We start from the raw sequence: 21,179 nt of genomic DNA on the forward strand, positions 1-21,179 counted from the left end.
TCAATTGCATTTAGCATTAATCAAGGATCACCCGCCACTTGTCAGATTCCGCATACTCCTTAATAGTATCGTTGCGAAGGCATAACAGCTTCGTCATATAGTTCACCAGGTAAAAACGCTCCACCATTCTGCCCAGCCAGCCGTAAGGCGTGCCAAACTCCATCAGGTCAATCATGACGGTGCCGTTGCCGATCTCCTTATAATAGTGATCATGCTTCATAAATGTAAAATCTCCCTCCTCCATTTCGTCGGTGAAGTGAACATTCTTATCCATGGCGGTGATCTTGGTGGTCAGCTGCCTGAGTTTCCCCAGGTGTTTGGCCTGCCAGGTCACGGATTCTCCATAGGAAATAAGTCCGCTGGTTTTACCTTTAATCGGCTCTTCCCTTGTGCGCTCCATACTCTTTTTATGGAGTCCTATACTACGGCTAAGGTCAAAGACCCGTTCCCGCGGTGCGTGGATGACGGTCGTCAGATGAATAGTGGGCATAGATATGGTGTAATTACAAAAATTCCGGTACCCGGAAATTCCAGGCACCGAAATTAATAATATTAACCGGCTATTCATATTTCAATTCGCCGGTACAACAATTTTATGCTTATCCCAGGAAAGGAACCTTCACCACTTTTGCTTTCAGGAGCTTATCACGTACGGCGATAAAGATCTCTCCATCCAGCGCTGCATGGGAGGTTTTAACGTATCCGAGGCCGATAGCTTTTTGCAGGCTAGGGGATTGGGTACCGGAAGTTACACGGCCAATCACATTGCCGGCAGCGTCTTTAATTTCGTAGTCGTGACGGGGAATACCTTTGTCCACCATTTCAAAACCTACCAGTTTCTGTGCCACTCCGTTAGCTTTCTGAGCTTCGAAAATAGCGCGGGAAGGGAAATCTTTAGTGAATTTGGTGATCCAGCCCAAACCTGCTTCCATAGGGGAAGTGCGGTCGTCAATATCATTACCATAGAGGCAGAAGCCCATTTCCAGGCGGAGGGTATCACGCGCACCCAGGCCGATTGGTTTCAGACCTTTACCCAATGAAAACAGTGCATCCCAGATTTTATTGGCCGCACCGTCTGCATCTTCAAAGTATATTTCAATACCACCGGCGCCGGTGTAACCGGTAGCGCTGATCAGTACATTAGGCACACCTGCAAATTCGCCTTTAGCGAAAGTGTAATATTTCAGGTTTACCAGGTCAATCTCGGTCAGCGGCTGCAGCATGCTGGTAGCATTAGGCCCCTGGATGGCGAGGAGACAGGTTTTATCGGAAATATTGTGCATTTCCACATTCTTCGTGTTGAACTGGCTGATTCTGTTCCAGTCTTTTTCAATGTTGCTGGCGTTTACCACCAACATATACACGTTGTTTGGCTCAATGCAATACACCAGCAGGTCATCTACGATACCGCCATCGTCGTTAGGGAGGCAGCTGTACTGCGCTTTACCTGCAGTGAGTTTGGAGGCATCGTTGGAGGTTACACGCTGAATCAGGTCCAGTGCGTTTTCCCCTTTCAGCATGAACTCGCCCATGTGGCTCACATCAAAAACTCCTGCATTGGTGCGTACGGCCTGGTGTTCGTCGTTGATCCCTGTATAGGATATTGGCATGTTGTAACCTGCGAATGGAGCCATTTTCGCACCCAGCGCAATGTGTTTTTCTGTAAAAGGCGTGTTTTTCATACTTATTTTTTAAAACGCGGCAAAAATAGCACTTTGACTTATACCAACAGCAAACCCCGTTCTACGAATGACGATTAACAGACCGAAGGGTTATATTATAATTAGCTAATATACAATGGATAGTAAAAAAGAACTGGCATGAATTTCTTTATTGCAAGGAGGTAATTCGTAATTTTGCCTTCACACCCAAAACCAGTTTGCTGTGAAAAAGATCACCTGGCTTTTACCATTGGTAGTTACTACCGTGTTAGTAAGCGCACAGAAAAAGAGCGACCGAAAAACCCTGACAAACCTGCAACAGCACATCAGCTATTTAAGCAGCGACAAGCTGGAAGGCCGCCTTACCGGCGCTCCCGGCGAAAAACTGGCTGCTGAATACATCCAGAGTCAGATGCAGCAGATAGGCCTGCTCCCCATGGGAACGGAAGGATTTCTGCAAACCTTTTCTGTAAAGGAAGGTCGCGAACCTGCGGCCACCTGCAGCTTTGAGCTTAATCACAAAGCACTTGCCGCGGGTACCCAATATGTGCCGCTGCCATTTACGGCTATCAAAGCGGCAAAAGGAGAGGTGCTGCCCCAGGCAAACGAACCGGATAACATCTGGCTGATCAATGTGGCAGAGCTGGACACCGCGAAGTACGCGTCGCGCCGGGAGATGTACCAGCGCGAAACCGCCGAAGCTGGGAAGGCGGGCGCTACGGGCATCATATTTTTTAACGGCACTGAATCTCTCCCCGAAATAAACAGCTGGCTGGAAACCAATGAAACAGCAGCGGCCATCCCGGCAGTATGGGTGAGCAAAGAGATCAGCAAAATACTGGCCGATGAAGAGGCCAACAGCTTCCTTATTCAGCTTAACGTAGCCCTCAAACCGGTTAAGAGAACCGGTACCAACGTAATTGGTTATGTAGATAATAAAGCCGCACGCACGGTGATCATCGGGGCACATTACGACCACCTGGGCTACGGAGAGGATAACAACGGCGTCACCAAAGGCAAGATGCTCTACCATGGCGCCAATGACAATGCCAGCGGTATTGCAGCACTGCTGGAGCTGGCCAGGCAGGTGAAAGCCTCCAAATTAAAAAATACCAACTACCTGTTTGTGGCCTTTTCGGGCAATGAGCAGTCGCTCAGCGGCTCCAGATACCTGGCAAGCCATCCTCCGATAAACCTGAGTCAGGCTAACTACATGCTCAACCTGGATATGATAGGCCGCCTCAATCCATCCCATGGCCTGCAGATTGCCGGCATGGGCACCAGCCCTTCCTGGTCAAAACTGCTGGAAAACGCTGACAAGGAAACTAAAGTAGTGTATGAAGCCAGCGGGGTAGGGAACTCAGATCATACTTCCTTTTACCGGAAACAGATCCCTGTATTGTTTTTCTTTACCGGGCTGGATGATTTCCACCTGCCGGAAGACAGCGCAGATAAAATCAATTACGAAGGCACCCTCACCGTGATGAAACTGGTATTTGAACTGATGGAAAAAACCGATAACCTGGAAAAACTGGCCTTTACCGCTACCCCGGAACCTACCACCGCAGCCATCAAATAATCAAAGCTGATGCTGATATACTAACGAATTTTATAAATTCGCAATTCGTTTCTGTCCGACTATACCATAGCTGGGCAGTATTGCGTAATTTGTAATTCGTAATCAAATTCCTGAATGGACGAAAAACTGGCGGTAGTATACCGGTACTTTCAGCTGCTGGAGAACTTTTCAGTGGACGCGGCTGAATTTGCCAGCATCTTTCATCCAAATATCATTCAAACTGAATACCCCAATCAGATGTCGCGTGATATTAAACAAAGGAATTTCGACATCATACTGGAAAGTATGGCCACTACCCGGCTCATTCTCAAAACCCAGCACTACAGCGTGCTCAAGGCCTTTGAAAACGGGAATACACTGGTAGTGGAGGCCGAATGGAGAGGAGAAATTGGTGTGGACGCAGGAAAATTTCGCCGCGGTCAGACCATGAAAGCGTTTATTTGCACTATAATTGAATTCCGCGACGGTAAAATATACCGCCAGCGGAATTATGATTGCTACGAACATTAACATTGGAAGATATGGGAAAGATATTATCGCTTTTGGCCCTGGCAGCCGGACTGCTGTTTGCTTGTAACCCTCAGCGCGAAGGCACTACAGACAGATCCAGGTATGACGTGATCACTGAAAAAAGCTACATCTACCGCGAACATAAGCCAGCCCCGGGTCCGCTGACCGACTCCGTAATGGCCCTCAAACAACAAATCACTGAATACCTGCAGCAACAGGGATTCAAACCTCATATGGCCGGAAAAGACAGCCTCCTGTTTGTCAGAAGCAACAACCAGGAAGTGATGATCGAACTGCCTGCTCCGCAGGATATCTGGGAAATGAATACCATCATCGTTTTCGATCCGGCTAAAAACCCGCTGTTTATAAATCTCCACAAAGGAACTGCTCAATTAGATCATTACCTTAATAAATAATCCGGTTAACATTGGCCATCAGACAGCAAATAAAACTTACCGTAGACGCAGTTGTATTCGGATATATACCCAAGGAAGGTATCGTGGTCCTGCTGATCAAACGTACCATCGAACCTTTCCTGCACAGCTGGGCGCTGCCCGGAGGCTTCGTACGCGACGAAGAATCCCTCGAGCATGCCGTTACCAGAGAACTCCTCACCGAAGCCGGTGTGAATATCAACTACCTCGAACAATTATATACTTTCGGCATGCCCAACCGCGATCCCCGCGGCCGCGTAGTGTCCATCGCCTATTTCGGACTGGTAAATCCCACCAATTTCAAGCTGGCCGCCAGCTCCGATGCAGAAGACGCCTCCTGGTTCAATATCAAGGACCTGCCAGACCTCGCCTTTGACCATGCTACCATTATTAACCTGGCCGTAGGGCGACTCCGAAACAAAATCAGGTACGAGCCCATCGGATTTGAGCTGCTGGATAAAAAATTCCCGATCGCCGACCTCGAAAAGCTGTACGAAACACTGCTCGACAGGCCCATCGATCGCCGCAACTTCCAGAAAAAAATAAATCACCTGGGCATCCTCATCGCACATAACGAGAAGCAGAAACAAGTGTCGCAGGGCCGCCCGGCAAAGCTTTTCAGCTTCAATGAAGAAAAATACTTCCAGCTGAAAAAAGACGGAATGGCCTTCGAAATATAACCCGAAGTCTATTTTGTGTATTTTTTACAAAAATTATTTTGGTAGATTCAAATACCTTATTATATTTGTGTAACAATTACACAAAATAGCTCGAAGATGCAAGTAACAAAGCCCACAGGAGTTATTATCGCCAGGTTTCAGACACCCTCCTTACACGAAGGTCACCTGGAAATAATCAGACAGGTAAAGGAACACCACAACCGTGTACTGATTGTATTAGGCGTAAGCCCCGTTAAAGGCAGCCGCAAAAATCCGCTGGACTATTACACCCGCGAACGGATGATCAAACAGCTGTTCCCGGAAATAATCGTTCTCCCGATCAGCGACCAGAAATCCGATAAAGTTTGGTCCAACAAACTGGATGACCTGCTCCGCACCAACTTCCCACACGAATCATTCCTGTTGTATGGTAGTCGCGATAGCTTTATCAACGCCTACAGCGGCAAATATAAAACAGTAGCCCTCGCCCCGGTGAAGGACTACAACGCCACCGCCCTGCGGGAGGCCATCTCCGATAAGGTATTTGATACGGAAGAATTCAGAGCCGGCATCATCTATAATACCTACGGCCTTTTCCCTTCTGTATACGCCACCGTAGACATCGCCGTATTCAGGAACAACCACCAGGAACTGCTCCTCGGCAAAAAGCCAAACGAAAGCGAATGGCGCCTCCCCGGCGGGTTCTCTGACCCTACGGATGAATCTTTCGAAATAGCCGCCAGGCGGGAGCTACAGGAAGAGTGCGGCGACTTTGAAGTGAGCGCAATGGAATACGTTACCTCCCTCCGGGTAAACGACTGGCGCTACCGCAACGAAACCAATAAAATCATCACCACGCTGTTCGCTACCAACCTCGTTTATGGCGAACCTGCCGCAGGCGACGACCTCGAAGCACTCCGGTGGATTACCGTAAAAGACATTCCCCAGCTGATTGAAGACGGCACCATAACGGATACGCATATACCATTACTACAGCAACTGTTCAATAAATACTTTATCCAAGCTTAAATACACCGGCCATGACAAAAGAAAATCTTCTCCTCCTCGCAGACGCCTATAAGTACTCCCACCATAAATTCTACATTCCCGGTACTGAATACATCTATTCATACATGGAAAGCAGAGGAGGCAAATTCGACGAAACCGTTTTCTATGGACTACAATATTTCCTGAAAGAATACCTGGAAGGTGTAGTGATCACCAAAGAAAAACTGGATGAAGCCAGCACAGAACTACTGGAGGTGTTTGGTCGCGACGATATTTTTGACCGCAGCCGCTTCGAATACATCATCAACCAACACGGTGGCAAGCTGCCTATACGCATCAAAGCCGTAAAAGAAGGTACAGTCGTTCCCGTTAGGAACGTACTCATGACCATCGAAAATACTGACCCGGAATGCTACTGGCTCACCAACTTCCTGGAAACACTGCTGATGCAGGTCTGGTACCCTTGTACCGTGGCTTCTGTATCCCGGGAGATTAAAAAAATAGTGAAACAATATTACGAGAAAACTGCCTCTGCAGCAGCTTTCGCCGGTATCGACTTCGTACTGAACGACTTCGGTTTCCGCGGCGCCAGCTCTGTAGAAAGTGCCGGCATCGGTGGCAGCGCCCACCTGGTAAGCTTCTCCGGAAGCGATACCATCGCCGGATCTACCTACGCTAAGAGATACTACCAGGCAAAAACCGCCCCCGGCCTTTCCATCCCCGCTACTGAACATAGCATTTGTACCCTGCTCGGCGAAGAAGGTGAACTGGAAATTTTCAAACATGTACTCAACACCTTCCCAACCGGAACTATCGCCTGCGTATCAGACTCTTACAACATCTTCCGGGCCTGCGAACAATACTGGGGCACTGAACTAAGAGATCAGATCCTGGCCCGGAAAGGTACCCTCGTAATCCGCCCCGACAGCGGCGACCCCGTGCAAACCCTGCTCCGCGTATTCGACATCCTGATGAACAAATTCGGATACACCGTGAATGAAAAAGGATACAAAGTATTGCCACCGCAGGTACGCGTAATACAGGGCGACGGTATCAGCTACAGCTCCATCCCCGGCATATTTGCCGCACTTGACACAGCCGGCATCAGCGCCGAAAACCTGGTACTGGGCATGGGCGGCGCACTATTACAACGCGTAAACCGTGATACACAGGAGTTTGCACTCAAATGCTCCTACGCACAGGTAAACGGCCAGCACATTGATGTACAGAAAAGCCCGGTGGAGCTGGACGCACAAGGCAACCTGCGCACATCTTTCAAAAAATCAAAAGCCGGCAAACTCAAACTGGTAGCGGAAAACGGCCAGTTGGTTACCATGCGCCAGGACGAACGTCCGGAACTGGAAGACCAGCTGATCACCGTTTTCGAAAACGGGCACCTCACCACCAATATTACCTTTGACGAGGTGAGGCATAACGCGAAATTTTAACAGTTTCCTTAAAAGTACCAGGCGGGCCGCTTCCAATGGAGCGGCCCGCCTCGTTTAACCTTATCTGCTACCTTATTGCTGCTTTTTTAGTTAATTTTGGAAAGATTACAACTGTCACGGCCTACAATGTGGGCGCTATGCCAATAGCAACAAACTTTAGATATCAACATGCGACTAAAATATTCTAAAACTGTCATCCTATGAAAGTAAGTGGATTTTCGTACATGCGTAACAGCTTTACGTACGGTTACCCGGTGATTCAATCTATCACTTCGGTATTACCCTTAGTAGACGAATTCATTGCCGTAGTCGGCAAAAGCGACGATGGCACCCGTGAAGCCATTGCGGCCATTGGCTCACCTAAAATCCGCATCATCGATACGGAATGGGACCCTGCCATGACCAAAGGTGGAAAAATCTTTGCACAGCAGGCTAATATCGGCCTGAAAGCCATTGCTCCGGATGCGGACTGGGCTTTTCATATCCAATCGGATGAGGTAATACACGAAAAAGATATTCCTGAAATCAGACAGGCTATGCAGGAGCATCTCCACGATAAAAAAGTGGATGGCTTCCTGTTTCCTTTCTATCATTTCATTGGAGACTATAAACATATCGGGCCTACCCGTAAATGGCACAGCAAGGAAATACGCATTACCCGCAACGACCAAAAAGTATTTAGCTATCGCGACTCCCAGGGCTTCCGCCTCTACGATTCCGAGGCCGCTTACATGGAAGACGAACGGAAAAATGGTACCAAGCTGAAAGTAAAAATGCTGGATGCCCGCGTTTATCACTATTCGTATTGCCGTAACCCTTACCTGCTGAGCGGTAAGCTGAAAAAGTTCGGCAGCTACTATTCACAGGGCTCCGCTTCTCCTGAGTTCAGTAAAGAAGCCGAAGCATTCGATTTCCACGGTGTAATTGATATCCTCGCACCATTTGAGGGTACACATCCGGCGGTAATGAACGAGGTAATCGCTAAACAAAACTGGGAGTTTAAATACGATCCTTCCCGCGGCAGATTCAAACCAAGACATCGTGTATTGCACGAGATTGAAAAAATCACTGGCTGGAGAATTGGAGAGTACAAGAATTATAAACTGATTAGCTAGTAAATAGCAAGCCATTTTTTGAGTGGGTCATTCCCGTCGCCAATGGCGACGGGAATGACCCACTTTCAATTTGGGGCCAAAGGCCCCAAATTGAAAGTGGGTATAAAAAAACAAGCCGGAATAAGATTATTCCGGCTATTACCTAAACCTACAACTGTTACACTGTTAGTAACAAGACTTAAATATTATCGAGCATACTGGTATAATCAACCAGCCTGCATTTTAGTTCATATGTGCTTCGTTTAAAGGCACTTCATCGTAAGAAGCGACCATCCGCTGACGGATGTAACGTTTCTTGGAGAGCTTGCCAATACCGAATCGGGCCATGATCTTATCCACAATCATATAAATCACCGGTACCACAATCAGCGTCAGGAACATGGAGCTGATCAAACCACCGATAATTACCCATGCCAGACCGTTATTGATGGAGGCCACACCACCTGTTGCCAGCGCAATCGGCAACATACCGATCACCATTGCAATGGTAGTCATCAGGATCGGGCGAAGACGTGCGTTGTTCGCATGAATCAGCGCATCAAAGGTGCTCTGGCCCTGTTCCTTCATCTGGTTGGTAAAGTCCACCAATATGATCGCATTCTTCGCCACCAGACCAATCAACATGATCATACCCAGGATAGTGAAGATATTGAGCGTATTATTGGTCAGTGCCAATGCCAGCAATGCACCGATAACCGCTAACGGAATGGAGAATAATACTACGAATGGATAAATATAGTTGTCGTACAGCGCCACCATGATCAGGTATACCATCACAATGGAAATCAACAGTGCCACACCTAAGGTGCTGTTGGAATCGCCCTGGTTTTCCGCATCACCACCAAACAGGTAGCTAACACCTGCTGGTCGTTTCATTTTTTCCAGCTTAGCCTGGAAATCCTGTGTAACAGTACCGGAAGGACGTCCCATTACCTGCGACTGTACAGAAACAGAGGTGTTTTTATCACGTCGCTCGAGGTGGCTCGGTCCGGAACCTTCGGTTACGGCTGCAAATTGCGATAATTTAATGAGTTGTCCTTTATTATTTCTGAACTGAATATTCGCAACGTCTTCCAGATTCTTTCTGTTGAAATCATCGAAGCGGATATTGATGTCATATTCATAATCTCCCTGACGGAATTTCACTTTAGAATCGTCTGCAGTTCCGCTGAAGGCAGTTTGCATAGTACCACCCACATTATCGAGGGTAAGGCCCAGCGCAGCCATCTTATCACGGTCTACCTGTACGTTGATTTCCGGGTTACCTTCTTCCACCGACAGTTTCACTTCACTCGCACCAGGCACGGTTTTGAGCGTGTCCATCGCTTTTTTCGCAAAGGCCATTACACTGTCCAGTTCAGAACCCATCACCACCAGTTCTACCGGTGCACGTTCAGCAGTACCGAGGATGCTCACATCCGTGGTTTTTACTTTCACACCCGGCAGTAAGGCTTTCAGTTCTTTTTTAATTTTTGCTGCATAGATGTCAGAACCGTCAGTTCTCATTTCCGCAGGTACCATCATTACGGTGATCTCTGCTTTGTACGCGGTGGACTGTGAAGTACCGAAACCATCTTCAGAAGTCTGACCTACGGTGGTAATCAAGCGGGTAATTTCACTTTTCTTATTCAGATATGCTTCCGCCGTACGTGTGTTCAGGTTAGACTGCTGAACAGATGCATCTTTTGGCATTTCCAGCATCACGATAAACTGACCACGGTCGCCCTTAGGGATAAACTCACCACCGATGTAACCTTTACCTACCAGCATGAAAGACAGTATCAGCAACACAATGGAGAAACCTAACGCATAACGTTTATGGCCCAACGACCAGCGAAGCAGGCCCGTCATCCAGTTGGTGAATTTGCCTAATTGTTTTTCAAACCAGAGAATGAATTTTTCGAATACGTTCTTACCGGTAATATGCTCCAGCTTTCCGTAGCGGGAAGAGAGCAGCGGTACAATCATAAACGATGACAGCAACGACAGCATCGTGGAAATCATTACCACCACGCAGAACTCACGCAGGATTTTAGATACCAGCTCATTGGTTAAAGAGATTGGCAGGAACACCACCACGATTACGAGGGTAATGGAGGTTACGGTAAATCCGATTTCCTTTACACCTTCAAACGCAGCGCGTACGCGGTTTTTACCCATCTCCATGTGTCGGTATATATTTTCCAGTACCACAATCGCATCATCCACGAGGATACCTACTACCAGCGACAGCCCCAGCAGCGACATGAGGTTGAGGGAGAAACCCATCAGTTTCATACCGATGAAAGTAGCCACCAGTGAAGCCGGGATGGAAATCATTACGAACAGTGCACTGCGGATACTGTGGAGGAACAACAGCATTACTATTGCCACGAGCACTACCGCAAGGATAAGGTCATGAATTACGGAGTTGGCTGATTCCAGTGTAAACTCAGAAGAGTCGTTTGCCACCAGGATCTGCAGTTTGTTGGCTGCATATTCTTTCTGGATTTTATCAATCGACTTTTTCATTTCTTCAGATACCGTTACTGCGTTGGCATCGGTTTGTTTCTGTACCTGGAGGGCGATTGCGTTGATACCGTCTACGCGGGCAATACGTTCAGCATCTTTCTGTGAATCCTGTACATCTGCCACATCGAGCAGGCGTACCTGTGTACCGTCGTCTGTAGTTTTTACCACGAGGTTACGCAGCTGATCTACGTTTTTATATTTACCGGCCAGGCGGATAAGGATCTGCTGGTCGGCGGTTTTTACTTTACCAGTAGGAAAGTCCATGTTGGCATTGGTGATCAGCTGGCGGAGTTCCATGATGGACATACCAAATGCCTGTAATTTCTTAGGATCTACGTTTACCTGGATTTCACGTTCCTGGCCACCGATGAGGGATACCTGGGCTACGCCTGGCAGTCGGGAGAGGATAGGTTGTATCTTCTTGTCCATCAGATCGTAGAATGCTTTGTCGTCCATGTTGGCGGTGGCAGACAGCGTCATGATCGGCAGGTCGTCGATAGAAAATTTATTCAGCGAAGGTGGTTTGGCATCACCTGGCAGATCGGCCAGGATGGCGTTTACCTTACGTTGTGCGTCCTGCAGGGCGATGTCCACGTTGGCATCGTTATTCAGCTCAACAGTAATAACGGAAAGGCTTTCAGAAGATTTAGAAATGATCTTCTTTACTTTTTCCATGGATGCCACCGCATCTTCAATTTTTTTGGTGATCGTACTTTCCACCTCGTTAGGGGAGGCGCCCGGGTATACCGTGGCGATGGTTACGATCGGGGAGCTGAACTTAGGCAGGAGCTCATAGTTCAGCGCTTTATAGCTCATGATACCCAGCAGGGTGAGGATGGTAAATACCACCACCACTATGGTAGGCCGTTTTATCGATACTTCAGTAATCTTCATGTTCCAAGAATTTGATCAGTCACCTGTTACGCATGTTTTATTTGGCAGCCTGCTGTACCGCTACTTTTGCACCTTCGGTCAGGTTGATCTGGCCGCTGGTGATAACGGTTTCACCGTCGCTGAGGCCTTCACGGATTTCCACCTGGTCACCGATGATGCGGCCGGCAACAACTTTACGTTTTTTGGCTACGTTGTTATCCATTACATATACTTCGTTGCTGTTTACACCACCAATAAAGGCTGTGCGTGCAATGAATATGGTTTGATCTGTTTCGGGAGATGTAAAATGCGCAGTGCCATACATGCCCGCTTTCAGTTCTTTGCCGGATACGTTCGTCACTTCCATTTCTACCGGGTAGTTGAGGGAGTTATCGCCTTTAGCTGCGATGAAGGTGATCACGGCATTGTATTTCGTTTCCGGGAATACGGAAGAAGTCACTTCTACTTTCTGGCCTTTTTTAAGTCCAACTACCTGTGTTTCAGGCACGGCTACGGCGAGTTTCAGACGGGTAACGTCTACGATATCAAACATTTTGTTACCTGGTGAGAGGTAGGCACCTTGCTCGATATATTTTTTATTGATCACACCGGAGATAGGTGCTTTCACGTAGGTGTCTCTTACGCGGCGGCTGGCTGCATCATAGCGGGTTTTAGCCAGGTCGTACTGCAGCCGTGCGTCGTCTACCTGTTTCTGGGTAACACCACCGGTTTTAAAGGCAGCTTCATAGCGGTCTTTATCTACTTTCAACTGTTGCAGATTGGCTTTTGCGGACTCCAGGTCGGTGCTGATGATTTCACCGTCGAGGTAAGCGATGGCCTGCCCCTGTTTCACTACGCTACCTTCGTCTACCAGCAGTTTGGTGATACGGCCGGAGGTTTCGGCGAGGTAGGAGAGTTCGCGGATAGGCGTGAAGTTACCGTTGGCCAGGAAGCCGCCGGCAAAATCATTGCGGGATACTTTCTGTACCAGTACAGGAATATCACCTATGTTGCTTTGTTTTACGAATTCAATTTTGGCTTCGTTCGCTTTTTTATTGGCGTTCAGTTTCCACATTATCAGTACCACAGCTCCTACAGTAACCAGTCCCCAGATAATAATTTTTTTCATCTGCAAAATGTTTGATTGTTTTATTTCTTGCTTTACAGCAGGTAATTTTCGTTTATACGTTTAGTTTAGAAGAGATTTCAGGTTGCCTTTACTCTTGATCATATCCAGTTCGGCCAGTTTATATTGCAGGAGTGCTGCGTTATAGCTGTTCTGGGCGTCCGTCAGAGAGGTTTCTGCGTTGAGCAGGTCGGTAAGGCCAGCCAGGCCGAGGCTATAGTTATTCTGTGTGGAATAGTATACTTCGTTGGCCAGTTCCATATTCTCTTTCTGGGTTTGAATGGCGGTGATGTTGGTGCGCATGGTCAGCTTGGAATTTTCGTACTGAATATTGAGGGCGAGTTTAGTTTCGTCCATGGTATATTTCAGCTGACGGATAGCCACGTTTGCCTGGCTCACTTTGGAGCGGCGGCCAAAACCATCGAAGATGGGCACACGCAGGGTGAGGCCTATGGCGGAGGTACCGTACCAGAGGGTACTGTTGGCATCTCCTTTTTCGTATAGCCAGTGGTTACTCATCCCGTTGTAGGAGTATCTTCCGAAGAGGGAGAGGGTTGGATAATTCTCTGCCTGATATGCTTTTTTCTGGAACAGTTGCAGTTCTTCCTGTTTCTTCAGCACTTTCATTTCGGTTCTGTCTTCCAGGCTGATATCTTCATGTTGCAGCACTTGCGCCGCGTTGTTTTCGATATCTTTCAGGGAAGCGGAAGGTATTACGAAGGCTGATTCCAGTGGCATGCCCATCACTCTTTTCAGGTTGTTGGTTTGCATGGCGTACTGGTTGATCAGTTGAATGCGTTGTGTCTGATAGTTGGTCAGGTTTACCTTGATTCTGTCCAGGTCGATTTTTTTGGCGAGGCCGTTATCGAACTGGGATTTGGTAACGGTTACCAGTGCTGATAATTTCTGCACATTGGAGTCCAGGCTTTTGATATTTTCCTGGGTGATCAGCAGTTGATAATAGAGCTGGGAAACGTTATAGATCAGGTCTTCGGTGGACTGCTGTGTTTGCAGTTTATAATAATCCTCACCCGCTTTAGCGGCTTTGAGGCCGGTAAAAACGCTTTGGTTGTATAATTGTTGGTTGAGTTCAGCACCTGCGCTGGTGCTGTATTTAACACCAAAGGCTACTGCCAAATTTTTTCCGGGCTGGCCGATAACATCTCCTGGCAGGATGGATTTAGCCAGTTGTAAGTTATCTGTATAATTGGCATTACCATTTATTTGCGGGAGTGCCTGGGCGCGCACTTCGTCAGTTTTGAACTTACCCATTTCCTCTTCCATTTTAGTTCTGGCGAGGCCCTGGTTGTTATTGATGGCAAATTTCAATGCTTCCGGTAGCGTGAGTGGTGCCTGGGCATAGCAATGAGATACACCTATCCCCACCAGGAGGATAAGCGACAACTTTAATCGCTTCATACTGTTTAGATTAGCCTTGTAGTGTTTTTTAAACTTCTTCTTTAAAATGCAGATATTGGTATGCTACCTGTTGGCCTTGTGATGAGGTAATGCCCATGATATAGTGGGTGGTTACTTCATCCATTACGTTGTGAATTTCGTATTGGTCTGCCGGATAGTGCGATGGATCGAAAGCTGCTTCCAGCTGTAGCTGGCGCATGCGGGCAACAATATCGATATCCAGGTTTTTGCGGTACAGACCTTCGGTGATACCACGTCTGAGATTTTCTTTTATGCTGTACAGGATACGATCTGTCTTAAAACTCACTACTTCCTTCCAGGTATCCGGATGATATTTTTCGATTTCGTAAAGCATAACAGGATTGAGTGTCCTGGCTTTGGAACGTATGAACTGCATTTGGTGCATATGTTCCTCGATGGCATTGGCGGAATCGGTCTGGTTAGTGGCATTGAACCTGATATGATCGTCCAGCAGTTCGCGCATGGATTCGCTGATCAGGGACTGTTTATCTTCAAAATGCTCGTACAGTGTTTTTTTGGATATGCCGCAGTCGCGTGCTATATCAAACATGGTTACACCTTTGACGCCATAAGACCTGAACATTTTCCTGGCGGCGTCCATTATCCTTTCTCTCACTACCATGGTTTCCGTTTATGCTTTTATGCCTTTTATAAAAATTTCGAGTAATAGTTTTTGTTGTTCGATGATTTCCTCAAAGATGGCGTCGTCGAGGTCATTGTTGGCGGTGACAACATCCGGCACGGTGAATCGTAGTCCCATCATGGCCTGCACGAGTATTTCGGCAGTTTTATGCGGGTTTTTGACTTTGAATTCGCCGGTGGTTACCCCGTATTTTATTATTTCCGCATGGAGTTCGATATCGCGTTTTTTGGCGGCGATCATTTGTTCCTGCACGCGGCTGTTGCTATCGTTGAGCAGTTTGAATAATTCGAGACGACAGAATTTCATCACGAAGTTCCTGCGTATTTCGATCAGCTGGTACAATGCTTTGCTGGCCGATTTGGCGGTTTTGGCTTCTTTCTCCATTTCCTGGAAGTAGGTTTCGCCAATTCTTTCCAGTACGGCCTGGTGCATCCCGTTTTTATCAGGAAAATAATAATAGAGGGATGCTTTAGAACAGCGAAGGTCGTCGGCGATCTCGTTCATGGTGGTTTTACCGGCGCCATAAATGGTAAAGCGCTTCAAAGCCGCCTCGAGGATCTTATCCCGCATTTCGTCCTTGTTCTCTGCTTGCATTAACTTTTTGACTTTTTTAGTTTCAAGGTCAAAATTAGACAGTTTTTTTTAATAAGAAAAGGGGAAATTCTGTTTAACAAGTATTTAACTTTTTGAACTTAAAAGTCAGGAAGTCAAAAACCGGGATGGTTTACGGAGTTTCTTTTTTACGTCCACCGGATGCCGAAGGCATCTGCTGGACGTGTGTTTGCCGGCGGGTGCCGGTAAACACACAGGAGAGAAAGGAGGTTCAGGAAGCTACCGAATGGGGTCAACCAGAAAAAGTGGGGGGCTAAGCCAGCCCTTGTTAAAAGGTATACCCCAGGCTTGGCAGGGTAGCCCACCGCCTATCAAAGAGGTCAACCCAACTAAAGTAGCTGCTACAAAAACCAGCAAAACCCGACCGGGGCCAGGCGTGCGAAGCACCCTCCCTTCCGAGGATGAATCAAAAATAAATTAAGCGCCTGAGAGTTGTCTAAATGACGACATGCCTCCATCAGGTACCCGAATAAAAAGAGGGTGTATGGTACTTTTGATACACCCTCTTATAACTCCCACTATAAAAAGTGAATACAACATAAACACCCTGGACCCTAAGTGAAATATAATAATGAAGGTGTAATCCCTTTACCCCCAATCAAAACAAAAGGGGGTACAAAGCAAACGCCCTGTACCCCCTAAATGGAAAAGGATTATTTAAATATACTTATTTCAGTTTCGCCAGTGCAGCTTCGAGTTTTTCGAACATAGCCGGGATTTCTTCTTTCACGCAAGTACCAACGCTGAGGCGGTACCATGGCGCATTTTTATCAGCACCGAAAGCAGAGAATGGCACCAGTGCCAGTTTAGCTTCGTTGAGGATGTAAGAAGTAACAGCCGCCTGATCTGCCAGTACGGTGCCCTCTGCGGTTGTTTTACCCACCAGGTCAAATTTGATGGTCAGGTAAATCGCAGCCTGTGGGGCAATGGCATCTACCTGATAACCTGCTTTTTTCAGTTTATCAAAGCCATTGTAAATATTTACGAGGCGCTCTTCGATCTCAGCTTTGAAATGAGCCAGGTATTTATCCACATTCTCTGTTTGCACGAGGTAGCGGGCAGCGGCTTTTTGCTCAGCCATTGGGCTCCATGCACCTACGTGGGAGAGGATAGATTTCATTTTACCGATCACGTGAGCTGGTCCTAACGCCCAACCAACGCGTACGCCGGTAGCGGCAAAGGCTTTGCTCATACCGTCGATGAAGATGGTGTAATCCTTCATTTCAGGACGGAGGGAAACCGGGTTATGGTGGTGTGTATCACCGAAGGTCAGCACCCAATACATCTGGTCAAACATAACGTAGAGCGGCTTTTCATCAGCACCTCTGCTTTTGTTTTCGGCCAGTACCAGGTCACAGATTTCCTCCAGCTGTTGCTTACCAAAGGCAGTACCGGTAGGGTTCTGCGGAGAGCAGAGCGCCAGGAGGGTAGCACCTTTCAGGAGCGGCTTCAGTTCCGCAGCCGTAGGCATGAAGAAGTTTTCAGGAGTGGTTTGCAATACTACGTGCTCCGCTTCCAGGAAGTGGGTGTAGTGATTGTTGTTCCAGGAAGGAGTGGCGTAAATTACTTTCTCACCACGGTCTACAATCGTTCTGAAAGTAGCGTAAATGATAGGACGGCCTCCGCAGGAAATCACGATTTCCCTGGCAGGATCATATTGCAGTCCCTCACGCTGTCCGATAAAATCACCTACTGCTGTTCTCAGCTCCAGGATACCATCCGCCGGAGGGTAGTTAGTCAGGTGTTCCTTATAGGCAGTTATGATTTCCTGTTCAAACTCAACCGGGATGGGAAAAACCTTTGGATCAAAGTCGCCGATGGTAAAGTTGTAAATCTTCTCGCCCTTGGCCTGCTTCTCCTTAATTTCAGCTGCCAGTTTGATGATTTCGGAACCTATCAGTGTTTCGGCTAAATGAGACAGTTTCATAACCTGCTATTTTTGTTGGTTTTGGAATTTTTTTTCGCGCGGCAAAACTAACCCATTTGCATATAATTTAAAAGAAACAATTGATTCTTTTCATATTCTTCAACAAACAGCCGAAAAATCGTTGTGATATCTAATTAAGGCGAGATTTTCGCACCAAACATCCAATATTACACTATCCCATAATGTGTGCAGCGATCTGGAAAAGTGTGAAAAAAGAGGGGATTAATGGGTATAAGATGTGACGAAATTAGGCTGATTGACAAAACTTTCTATCTTTGTTTACAGTACTTTTACACCTTTAATTCAGGTATCATGTGAACCCGCATGAATGTTTCAGGAAGGTGTTTACATAACCAACGAATGACAAGCAAACTTTTTAGATCATGAAATTTATTGTTTCTTCCTCTACTTTACTAAAACAATTACAACAGATCAGCGGTGTTATCAATTCCAATACGGTATTACCGATACTGGAGGACTTCCTGTTCCTGATTGATAAGAACGAACTGACTGTAGTTGCCACAGACCTGGAAACTGTTATGCGGGTGAAGCTGGAGGTGGAAGCGAAAGAGAACGGAAAAGTATGTATTCCGGCCAAAATTCTGATGGACTCCCTGAAGAACCTGCCTGATCAGCCGCTGACCTTTCACATCGATCTGAACTCCTACGCTGTGGAAATCACGTCTGACAACGGTAAGTACAAAGTAATGGGCGAAAACCCGGAGAACTTCCCTAAAGAACCGGCTGCAGACGACACCACCTCCTTTACCATGTCCGCCACCGGCCTGGTAACCGCTATCAACAAAACCCTGTTCGCTGTCAGCAACGACGACCTCCGTCCGGCTATGACAGGTGTTTTCTTTGAACTGGCTCCCAACAGCCTCACTTTCGTAGCTACCGACGCTCATCGCCTCGTGAAATACGTAAGAACAGACGTTAAATGCCCGCAGGCCGACACCTTCATCGTCCCTAAAAAGCCGCTGAACCTGCTCAAATCCCTGCTGCCGGATAACGATTCTGAAATCAAAGTTTCCTACAGCCAGAACCACTTCTTCGTACAACACGAAGGGGCCCAAATGATCTGCCGCCTCATCGACGCCAGATTCCCGGACTATAAAGTGGTAATCCCTAAGGACAATCCTTACCGCCTCACCCTGGTGAAAAGCGACTTCCAAAACGCCCTCAAACGCGTAGGGGTATTCGCCAACAAATCCACCAACCAGGTAGCACTCAATATCACCGGTAGTGAACTGCAACTCTCCGCGCAAGACGTTGACTTCTCCTTCGAAGGTAACGAACGCATGAACTGCCAGTACTCCGGCGACGATATGCAAATCGCCTTCAACGCCAAATTCCTCATCGAAATGCTCGGCGCCGCCGAAGGTGATGAAATCAGCATCGAACTGGCCACCGCTACTAAAGCAGGTATCCTCAAACCTTCCGAAAAAGAAGAAAATGAAGACCTCCTCATGCTGGTAATGCCACTCATGCTGAATAACTAATAAGCATACACGCATTAATATTTTGCTAAAAGTTTTTTGCTTGAAGCATAATGATAATACATAAAGCAATCTCTCACAAAGAGGTTGCTTTTTTGTTTACCCAACTCCGCCGGCAGCCCTTTGTATACTCCACAAATAGTCGTAATTTTTCAACAGGAAAATAAGACAGTTAAGCAGTTTATAAGAATCAATACCACGTTTGTAATCATCAGCCCTGGATAACGATGGCGCATACACGTTGCACTTACGATGAAAGAGGGTTCCATCCGTTATAATCCCATAGTTTTTCCCATATCCCATGCAGAGCAGGTTTTGTTGTTGGCCAGTTTAGTCCGCTAATATTCATTTGATACCTATATACACCTGCATATGGTGACTTTTTTTGAACATATTCCTACGCCCTGGCGCATCGCTATCATGCTTGGTGGCCTGCTGCTCCTGTGGATGCTGGAAGGAATCATACCACGCTTCTCCTTCCGGGGAAACAAATACCGCCATGCAGGTACCAACCTCTTCCTTACCCTCACCACAGCCGTTTTAAACACCGCTTTCGCCTTTGCTATTGTTAGTGCCAGCATATGGACTACCAAGGCAAAATTCGGCCTCTTATATGTGTTTAATCTGCCTTTGTGGCTACATACCATCCTCGCCTTGTTACTGCTCGACTTCATAGGCGCCTACCTCGTGCACCTCGTGCAGCACAAAACCGCATGGATGTGGCAGTTTCACAAAATCCATCATACCGATAAAGAGATTGACGCCACCACCGCACTCCGTCACCACCCGGTAGAAAACCTCTTTCGCATTGCCGCGCTACTGATTGCCGTACTGGTGGCTGGCGTACCGTTCTGGATGGTGATGTTTTACCAATCCCTCTCGGTACTGATGTCGCAGTTTAATCATGCCAATATACACCTGCCCAAATGGCTGGATAATGGCCTCAGCTGGATTATCGTCTCACCGGATATGCATAAGGTCCACCATAGCCACCTCCAACCGGAAACGGACTCTAATTACAGCAATATATTTTCCATATGGGACCGGCTGTTTGGTACGTTCAAAATCATACCGGACACCACTTCCATCAAATACGGACTGGATGAATACGAGGATAATAAATATCAACAGATAGGACCACTGCTGAAATTGCCGTGGGACAAACAATAGCAATCTTTAAAACAACATATATGCAACACTCAACAACGCTGACAAAAACCGCCTGTATCAGTTCGCTCATCATCGGGGTAATGTCTGCCGCATTCGCATTTATCACTAAAACGCCTGCTAATGCCGTAGTACTGGGCGCAGCCGCTATCGTACTGGGATTTGCATCCCTCTACGCAGGCAGAAAAAGTATCCAGGATATGCAACTTGCTACTGCCGGTATATTCATGGCCGTTGTAGGATGCCTGGTGGGCTTATGGCAGATCTATGGCTGATAAAAAAAAGGGGTTATTTGCTGCGGCGATATCGTTCCGTATATCCCTCAGCTGCCTTAACAGGAAATAATACCAGTGAAGTATCCGTAAGCTCCCTGATAATAGTTGTATCCACAATGGTAGTAATATCTCTGACACCATCGGAATGATTCCATAACAAAAGCGTGTCACGCAGCACCTGCCATCGCTCGTATACCAAAGTATACATGTTGATGGACCTGGCTACGCCATTCTTCTTAAGTTGAAAACCCTGCATCTCTTTATCCAGGCCCTGTACGGGCTGTATCCACTTTCCTATGAGCTTCGCTGTATCAATATGCAGCGTATCTGCAACAGCGGTAGTGCTGTCGGAAACGATCGCATTACTGCTGTCTGCAATACTCAATAAACTGCTGTCGTGCACATACGTCTCTTCCTCCTTTCCACTATTGCCACACGCAACCATTCCCATCATCAACATCAGCAGCCCTGCTTTCTGAAATACGTTCAACATGGACTAAAAATACAATAGTTAACAGAATTACCAACTCAATATTGAAATTTAGAAATAATTACTACATTTACAATCACTTTAGGGGTGTTTATGCCTTAGGGCATAAGCTGAGATGATACCCTCGGTACCTGAAGCAGTTCATACTGCCGTAGGAAAAAGTAATAACTTCCTCTTCATTTACCACGCATCCTCTAAAGTT

19 protein-coding genes and 1 riboswitch are annotated in these 21,179 nt (G+C 47.1%); of the genes, 10 read left to right on the forward strand and 9 right to left on the reverse strand.

Annotated features, from left to right (window positions below):
* Positions 1 to 16: 16 nt before the first annotated feature.
* Entirely contained in the window at positions 17 to 490 is a 474-nt protein-coding gene (locus KW844_RS00520; protein WP_218374760.1) for an SRPBCC family protein, read from the reverse strand.
* 109 nt (positions 491 to 599) lie between these two features.
* Entirely contained in the window at positions 600 to 1,682 is a 1,083-nt protein-coding gene (gene gcvT / locus KW844_RS00525; protein WP_218374761.1) for a glycine cleavage system aminomethyltransferase GcvT, read from the reverse strand.
* A 202-nt stretch (positions 1,683 to 1,884) separates the two neighbouring features.
* Here gcvT and KW844_RS00530 point away from each other — a divergent pair, with 202 nt between their 5' ends.
* The 7 genes from KW844_RS00530 to KW844_RS00560 all read left to right on the forward strand — a co-directional run bounded on the left by KW844_RS00530 (position 1,885) and on the right by KW844_RS00560 (position 8,414).
* Positions 1,885 to 3,240 (forward strand): M20/M25/M40 family metallo-hydrolase, encoded by a 1,356-nt coding sequence (locus KW844_RS00530; RefSeq protein ID WP_218374762.1) that lies wholly within the window; start codon positions 1,885 to 1,887, stop codon positions 3,238 to 3,240.
* A gap of 114 nt (positions 3,241 to 3,354) precedes the next feature.
* Positions 3,355 to 3,750 (forward strand): nuclear transport factor 2 family protein, encoded by a 396-nt coding sequence (locus KW844_RS00535; protein WP_218374763.1) that lies wholly within the window; start codon positions 3,355 to 3,357, stop codon positions 3,748 to 3,750.
* Between the two features lie 11 nt (positions 3,751 to 3,761).
* A complete protein-coding gene (locus KW844_RS00540) occupies positions 3,762 to 4,166 on the forward strand; it encodes a hypothetical protein (RefSeq protein ID WP_218374764.1) in 405 nt (134 codons plus the stop codon).
* 11 nt (positions 4,167 to 4,177) lie between these two features.
* Complete coding sequence (locus tag KW844_RS00545; protein ID WP_073082263.1) at positions 4,178 to 4,864, forward strand: NUDIX domain-containing protein; 687 nt, start codon at positions 4,178 to 4,180, stop codon at positions 4,862 to 4,864.
* Between the two features lie 96 nt (positions 4,865 to 4,960).
* Complete coding sequence (locus tag KW844_RS00550; RefSeq protein ID WP_218374765.1) at positions 4,961 to 5,872, forward strand: NUDIX domain-containing protein; 912 nt, start codon at positions 4,961 to 4,963, stop codon at positions 5,870 to 5,872.
* A gap of 11 nt (positions 5,873 to 5,883) precedes the next feature.
* Positions 5,884 to 7,299, forward strand: a complete 1,416-nt coding sequence (locus KW844_RS00555; protein WP_218374766.1) for a nicotinate phosphoribosyltransferase — start codon at positions 5,884 to 5,886, stop codon at positions 7,297 to 7,299.
* Between the two features lie 200 nt (positions 7,300 to 7,499).
* A complete protein-coding gene (locus KW844_RS00560; protein WP_218374767.1) occupies positions 7,500 to 8,414 on the forward strand; it encodes a glycosyltransferase family 2 protein in 915 nt (304 codons plus the stop codon).
* A gap of 222 nt (positions 8,415 to 8,636) precedes the next feature.
* Here the strand turns inward: KW844_RS00560 and KW844_RS00565 are convergent, their stop codons facing one another.
* From KW844_RS00565 to KW844_RS00590, 6 genes are all read right to left on the reverse strand, one after another.
* Positions 8,637 to 11,819, reverse strand: coding sequence for an efflux RND transporter permease subunit (locus KW844_RS00565; protein WP_218374768.1), 3,183 nt, complete (start codon positions 11,817 to 11,819; stop codon positions 8,637 to 8,639).
* A gap of 37 nt (positions 11,820 to 11,856) precedes the next feature.
* On the reverse strand, positions 11,857 to 12,927 hold the full coding sequence (locus KW844_RS00570; protein ID WP_218374769.1) for an efflux RND transporter periplasmic adaptor subunit: 1,071 nt from the start codon (positions 12,925 to 12,927) through the stop codon (positions 11,857 to 11,859).
* A 60-nt stretch (positions 12,928 to 12,987) separates the two neighbouring features.
* Positions 12,988 to 14,343 carry a TolC family protein gene (locus KW844_RS00575; protein WP_218374770.1) on the reverse strand — a complete coding sequence of 452 codons (1,356 nt, stop codon included), beginning with the start codon at positions 14,341 to 14,343 and terminating at the stop codon, positions 12,988 to 12,990.
* A gap of 28 nt (positions 14,344 to 14,371) precedes the next feature.
* Complete coding sequence (locus KW844_RS00580) at positions 14,372 to 14,986, reverse strand: TetR/AcrR family transcriptional regulator (protein WP_218374771.1); 615 nt, start codon at positions 14,984 to 14,986, stop codon at positions 14,372 to 14,374.
* A 9-nt stretch (positions 14,987 to 14,995) separates the two neighbouring features.
* Positions 14,996 to 15,601, reverse strand: coding sequence for a TetR/AcrR family transcriptional regulator (locus KW844_RS00585; RefSeq protein ID WP_218374772.1), 606 nt, complete (start codon positions 15,599 to 15,601; stop codon positions 14,996 to 14,998).
* Between the two features lie 685 nt (positions 15,602 to 16,286).
* On the reverse strand, positions 16,287 to 17,546 hold the full coding sequence (locus tag KW844_RS00590) for a pyridoxal phosphate-dependent aminotransferase (protein WP_218374773.1): 1,260 nt from the start codon (positions 17,544 to 17,546) through the stop codon (positions 16,287 to 16,289).
* 383 nt (positions 17,547 to 17,929) lie between these two features.
* Between KW844_RS00590 and dnaN the strand changes: the two genes are divergently transcribed.
* The 3 genes from dnaN (at position 17,930) to KW844_RS00605 (ending at position 20,487) form a co-directional block, all read left to right on the forward strand.
* Positions 17,930 to 19,048 carry a DNA polymerase III subunit beta gene (dnaN, locus tag KW844_RS00595; protein ID WP_218374774.1) on the forward strand — a complete coding sequence of 373 codons (1,119 nt, stop codon included), beginning with the start codon at positions 17,930 to 17,932 and terminating at the stop codon, positions 19,046 to 19,048.
* Between the two features lie 369 nt (positions 19,049 to 19,417).
* Positions 19,418 to 20,215 carry a sterol desaturase family protein gene (locus KW844_RS00600; protein WP_218374775.1) on the forward strand — a complete coding sequence of 266 codons (798 nt, stop codon included), beginning with the start codon at positions 19,418 to 19,420 and terminating at the stop codon, positions 20,213 to 20,215.
* Positions 20,216 to 20,235: 20 nt separating this feature from the next.
* Positions 20,236 to 20,487, forward strand: coding sequence for a hypothetical protein (locus tag KW844_RS00605; RefSeq protein ID WP_218374776.1), 252 nt, complete (start codon positions 20,236 to 20,238; stop codon positions 20,485 to 20,487).
* A gap of 13 nt (positions 20,488 to 20,500) precedes the next feature.
* Here KW844_RS00605 and KW844_RS00610 read toward each other — a convergent pair whose 3' ends face one another.
* On the reverse strand, positions 20,501 to 20,980 hold the full coding sequence (locus KW844_RS00610; protein ID WP_218374777.1) for a lipocalin family protein: 480 nt from the start codon (positions 20,978 to 20,980) through the stop codon (positions 20,501 to 20,503).
* A 70-nt stretch (positions 20,981 to 21,050) separates the two neighbouring features.
* Positions 21,051 to 21,152: riboswitch (TPP riboswitch) on the forward strand.
* Positions 21,153 to 21,179: the final 27 nt, after the last annotated feature.

The sequence above is a fragment of the Chitinophaga sp. sic0106 genome (assembly GCF_019219075.1).
GTDB lineage: Bacteria > Bacteroidota > Bacteroidia > Chitinophagales > Chitinophagaceae > Chitinophaga.

Excerpts from the sequence above, each read along its gene's own strand:
- KW844_RS00520 (WP_218374760.1), bottom strand. The coding sequence starts at position 490 with ATGCCCACTATTCATCTGACGACCGTCATCCACGCACCGCGGGAACGG.
- gcvT (WP_218374761.1), bottom strand. The coding sequence starts at position 1,682 with ATGAAAAACACGCCTTTTACAGAAAAACACATTGCGCTGGGTGCGAAA.
- KW844_RS00535 (WP_218374763.1), top strand. The coding sequence starts at position 3,355 with ATGGACGAAAAACTGGCGGTAGTATACCGGTACTTTCAGCTGCTGGAG.
- KW844_RS00540 (WP_218374764.1), top strand. The coding sequence starts at position 3,762 with ATGGGAAAGATATTATCGCTTTTGGCCCTGGCAGCCGGACTGCTGTTT.
- KW844_RS00550 (WP_218374765.1), top strand. The coding sequence starts at position 4,961 with ATGCAAGTAACAAAGCCCACAGGAGTTATTATCGCCAGGTTTCAGACA.
- KW844_RS00555 (WP_218374766.1), top strand. The coding sequence starts at position 5,884 with ATGACAAAAGAAAATCTTCTCCTCCTCGCAGACGCCTATAAGTACTCC.
- KW844_RS00560 (WP_218374767.1), top strand. The coding sequence starts at position 7,500 with ATGAAAGTAAGTGGATTTTCGTACATGCGTAACAGCTTTACGTACGGT.
- KW844_RS00565 (WP_218374768.1), bottom strand. The coding sequence starts at position 11,819 with ATGAAGATTACTGAAGTATCGATAAAACGGCCTACCATAGTGGTGGTG.
- KW844_RS00570 (WP_218374769.1), bottom strand. The coding sequence starts at position 12,927 with ATGAAAAAAATTATTATCTGGGGACTGGTTACTGTAGGAGCTGTGGTA.
- KW844_RS00575 (WP_218374770.1), bottom strand. The coding sequence starts at position 14,343 with ATGAAGCGATTAAAGTTGTCGCTTATCCTCCTGGTGGGGATAGGTGTA.
- KW844_RS00580 (WP_218374771.1), bottom strand. The coding sequence starts at position 14,986 with ATGGTAGTGAGAGAAAGGATAATGGACGCCGCCAGGAAAATGTTCAGG.
- KW844_RS00585 (WP_218374772.1), bottom strand. The coding sequence starts at position 15,601 with ATGCAAGCAGAGAACAAGGACGAAATGCGGGATAAGATCCTCGAGGCG.
- KW844_RS00590 (WP_218374773.1), bottom strand. The coding sequence starts at position 17,546 with ATGAAACTGTCTCATTTAGCCGAAACACTGATAGGTTCCGAAATCATC.
- dnaN (WP_218374774.1), top strand. The coding sequence starts at position 17,930 with ATGAAATTTATTGTTTCTTCCTCTACTTTACTAAAACAATTACAACAG.
- KW844_RS00600 (WP_218374775.1), top strand. The coding sequence starts at position 19,418 with ATGGTGACTTTTTTTGAACATATTCCTACGCCCTGGCGCATCGCTATC.
- KW844_RS00605 (WP_218374776.1), top strand. The coding sequence starts at position 20,236 with ATGCAACACTCAACAACGCTGACAAAAACCGCCTGTATCAGTTCGCTC.
- KW844_RS00610 (WP_218374777.1), bottom strand. The coding sequence starts at position 20,980 with ATGTTGAACGTATTTCAGAAAGCAGGGCTGCTGATGTTGATGATGGGA.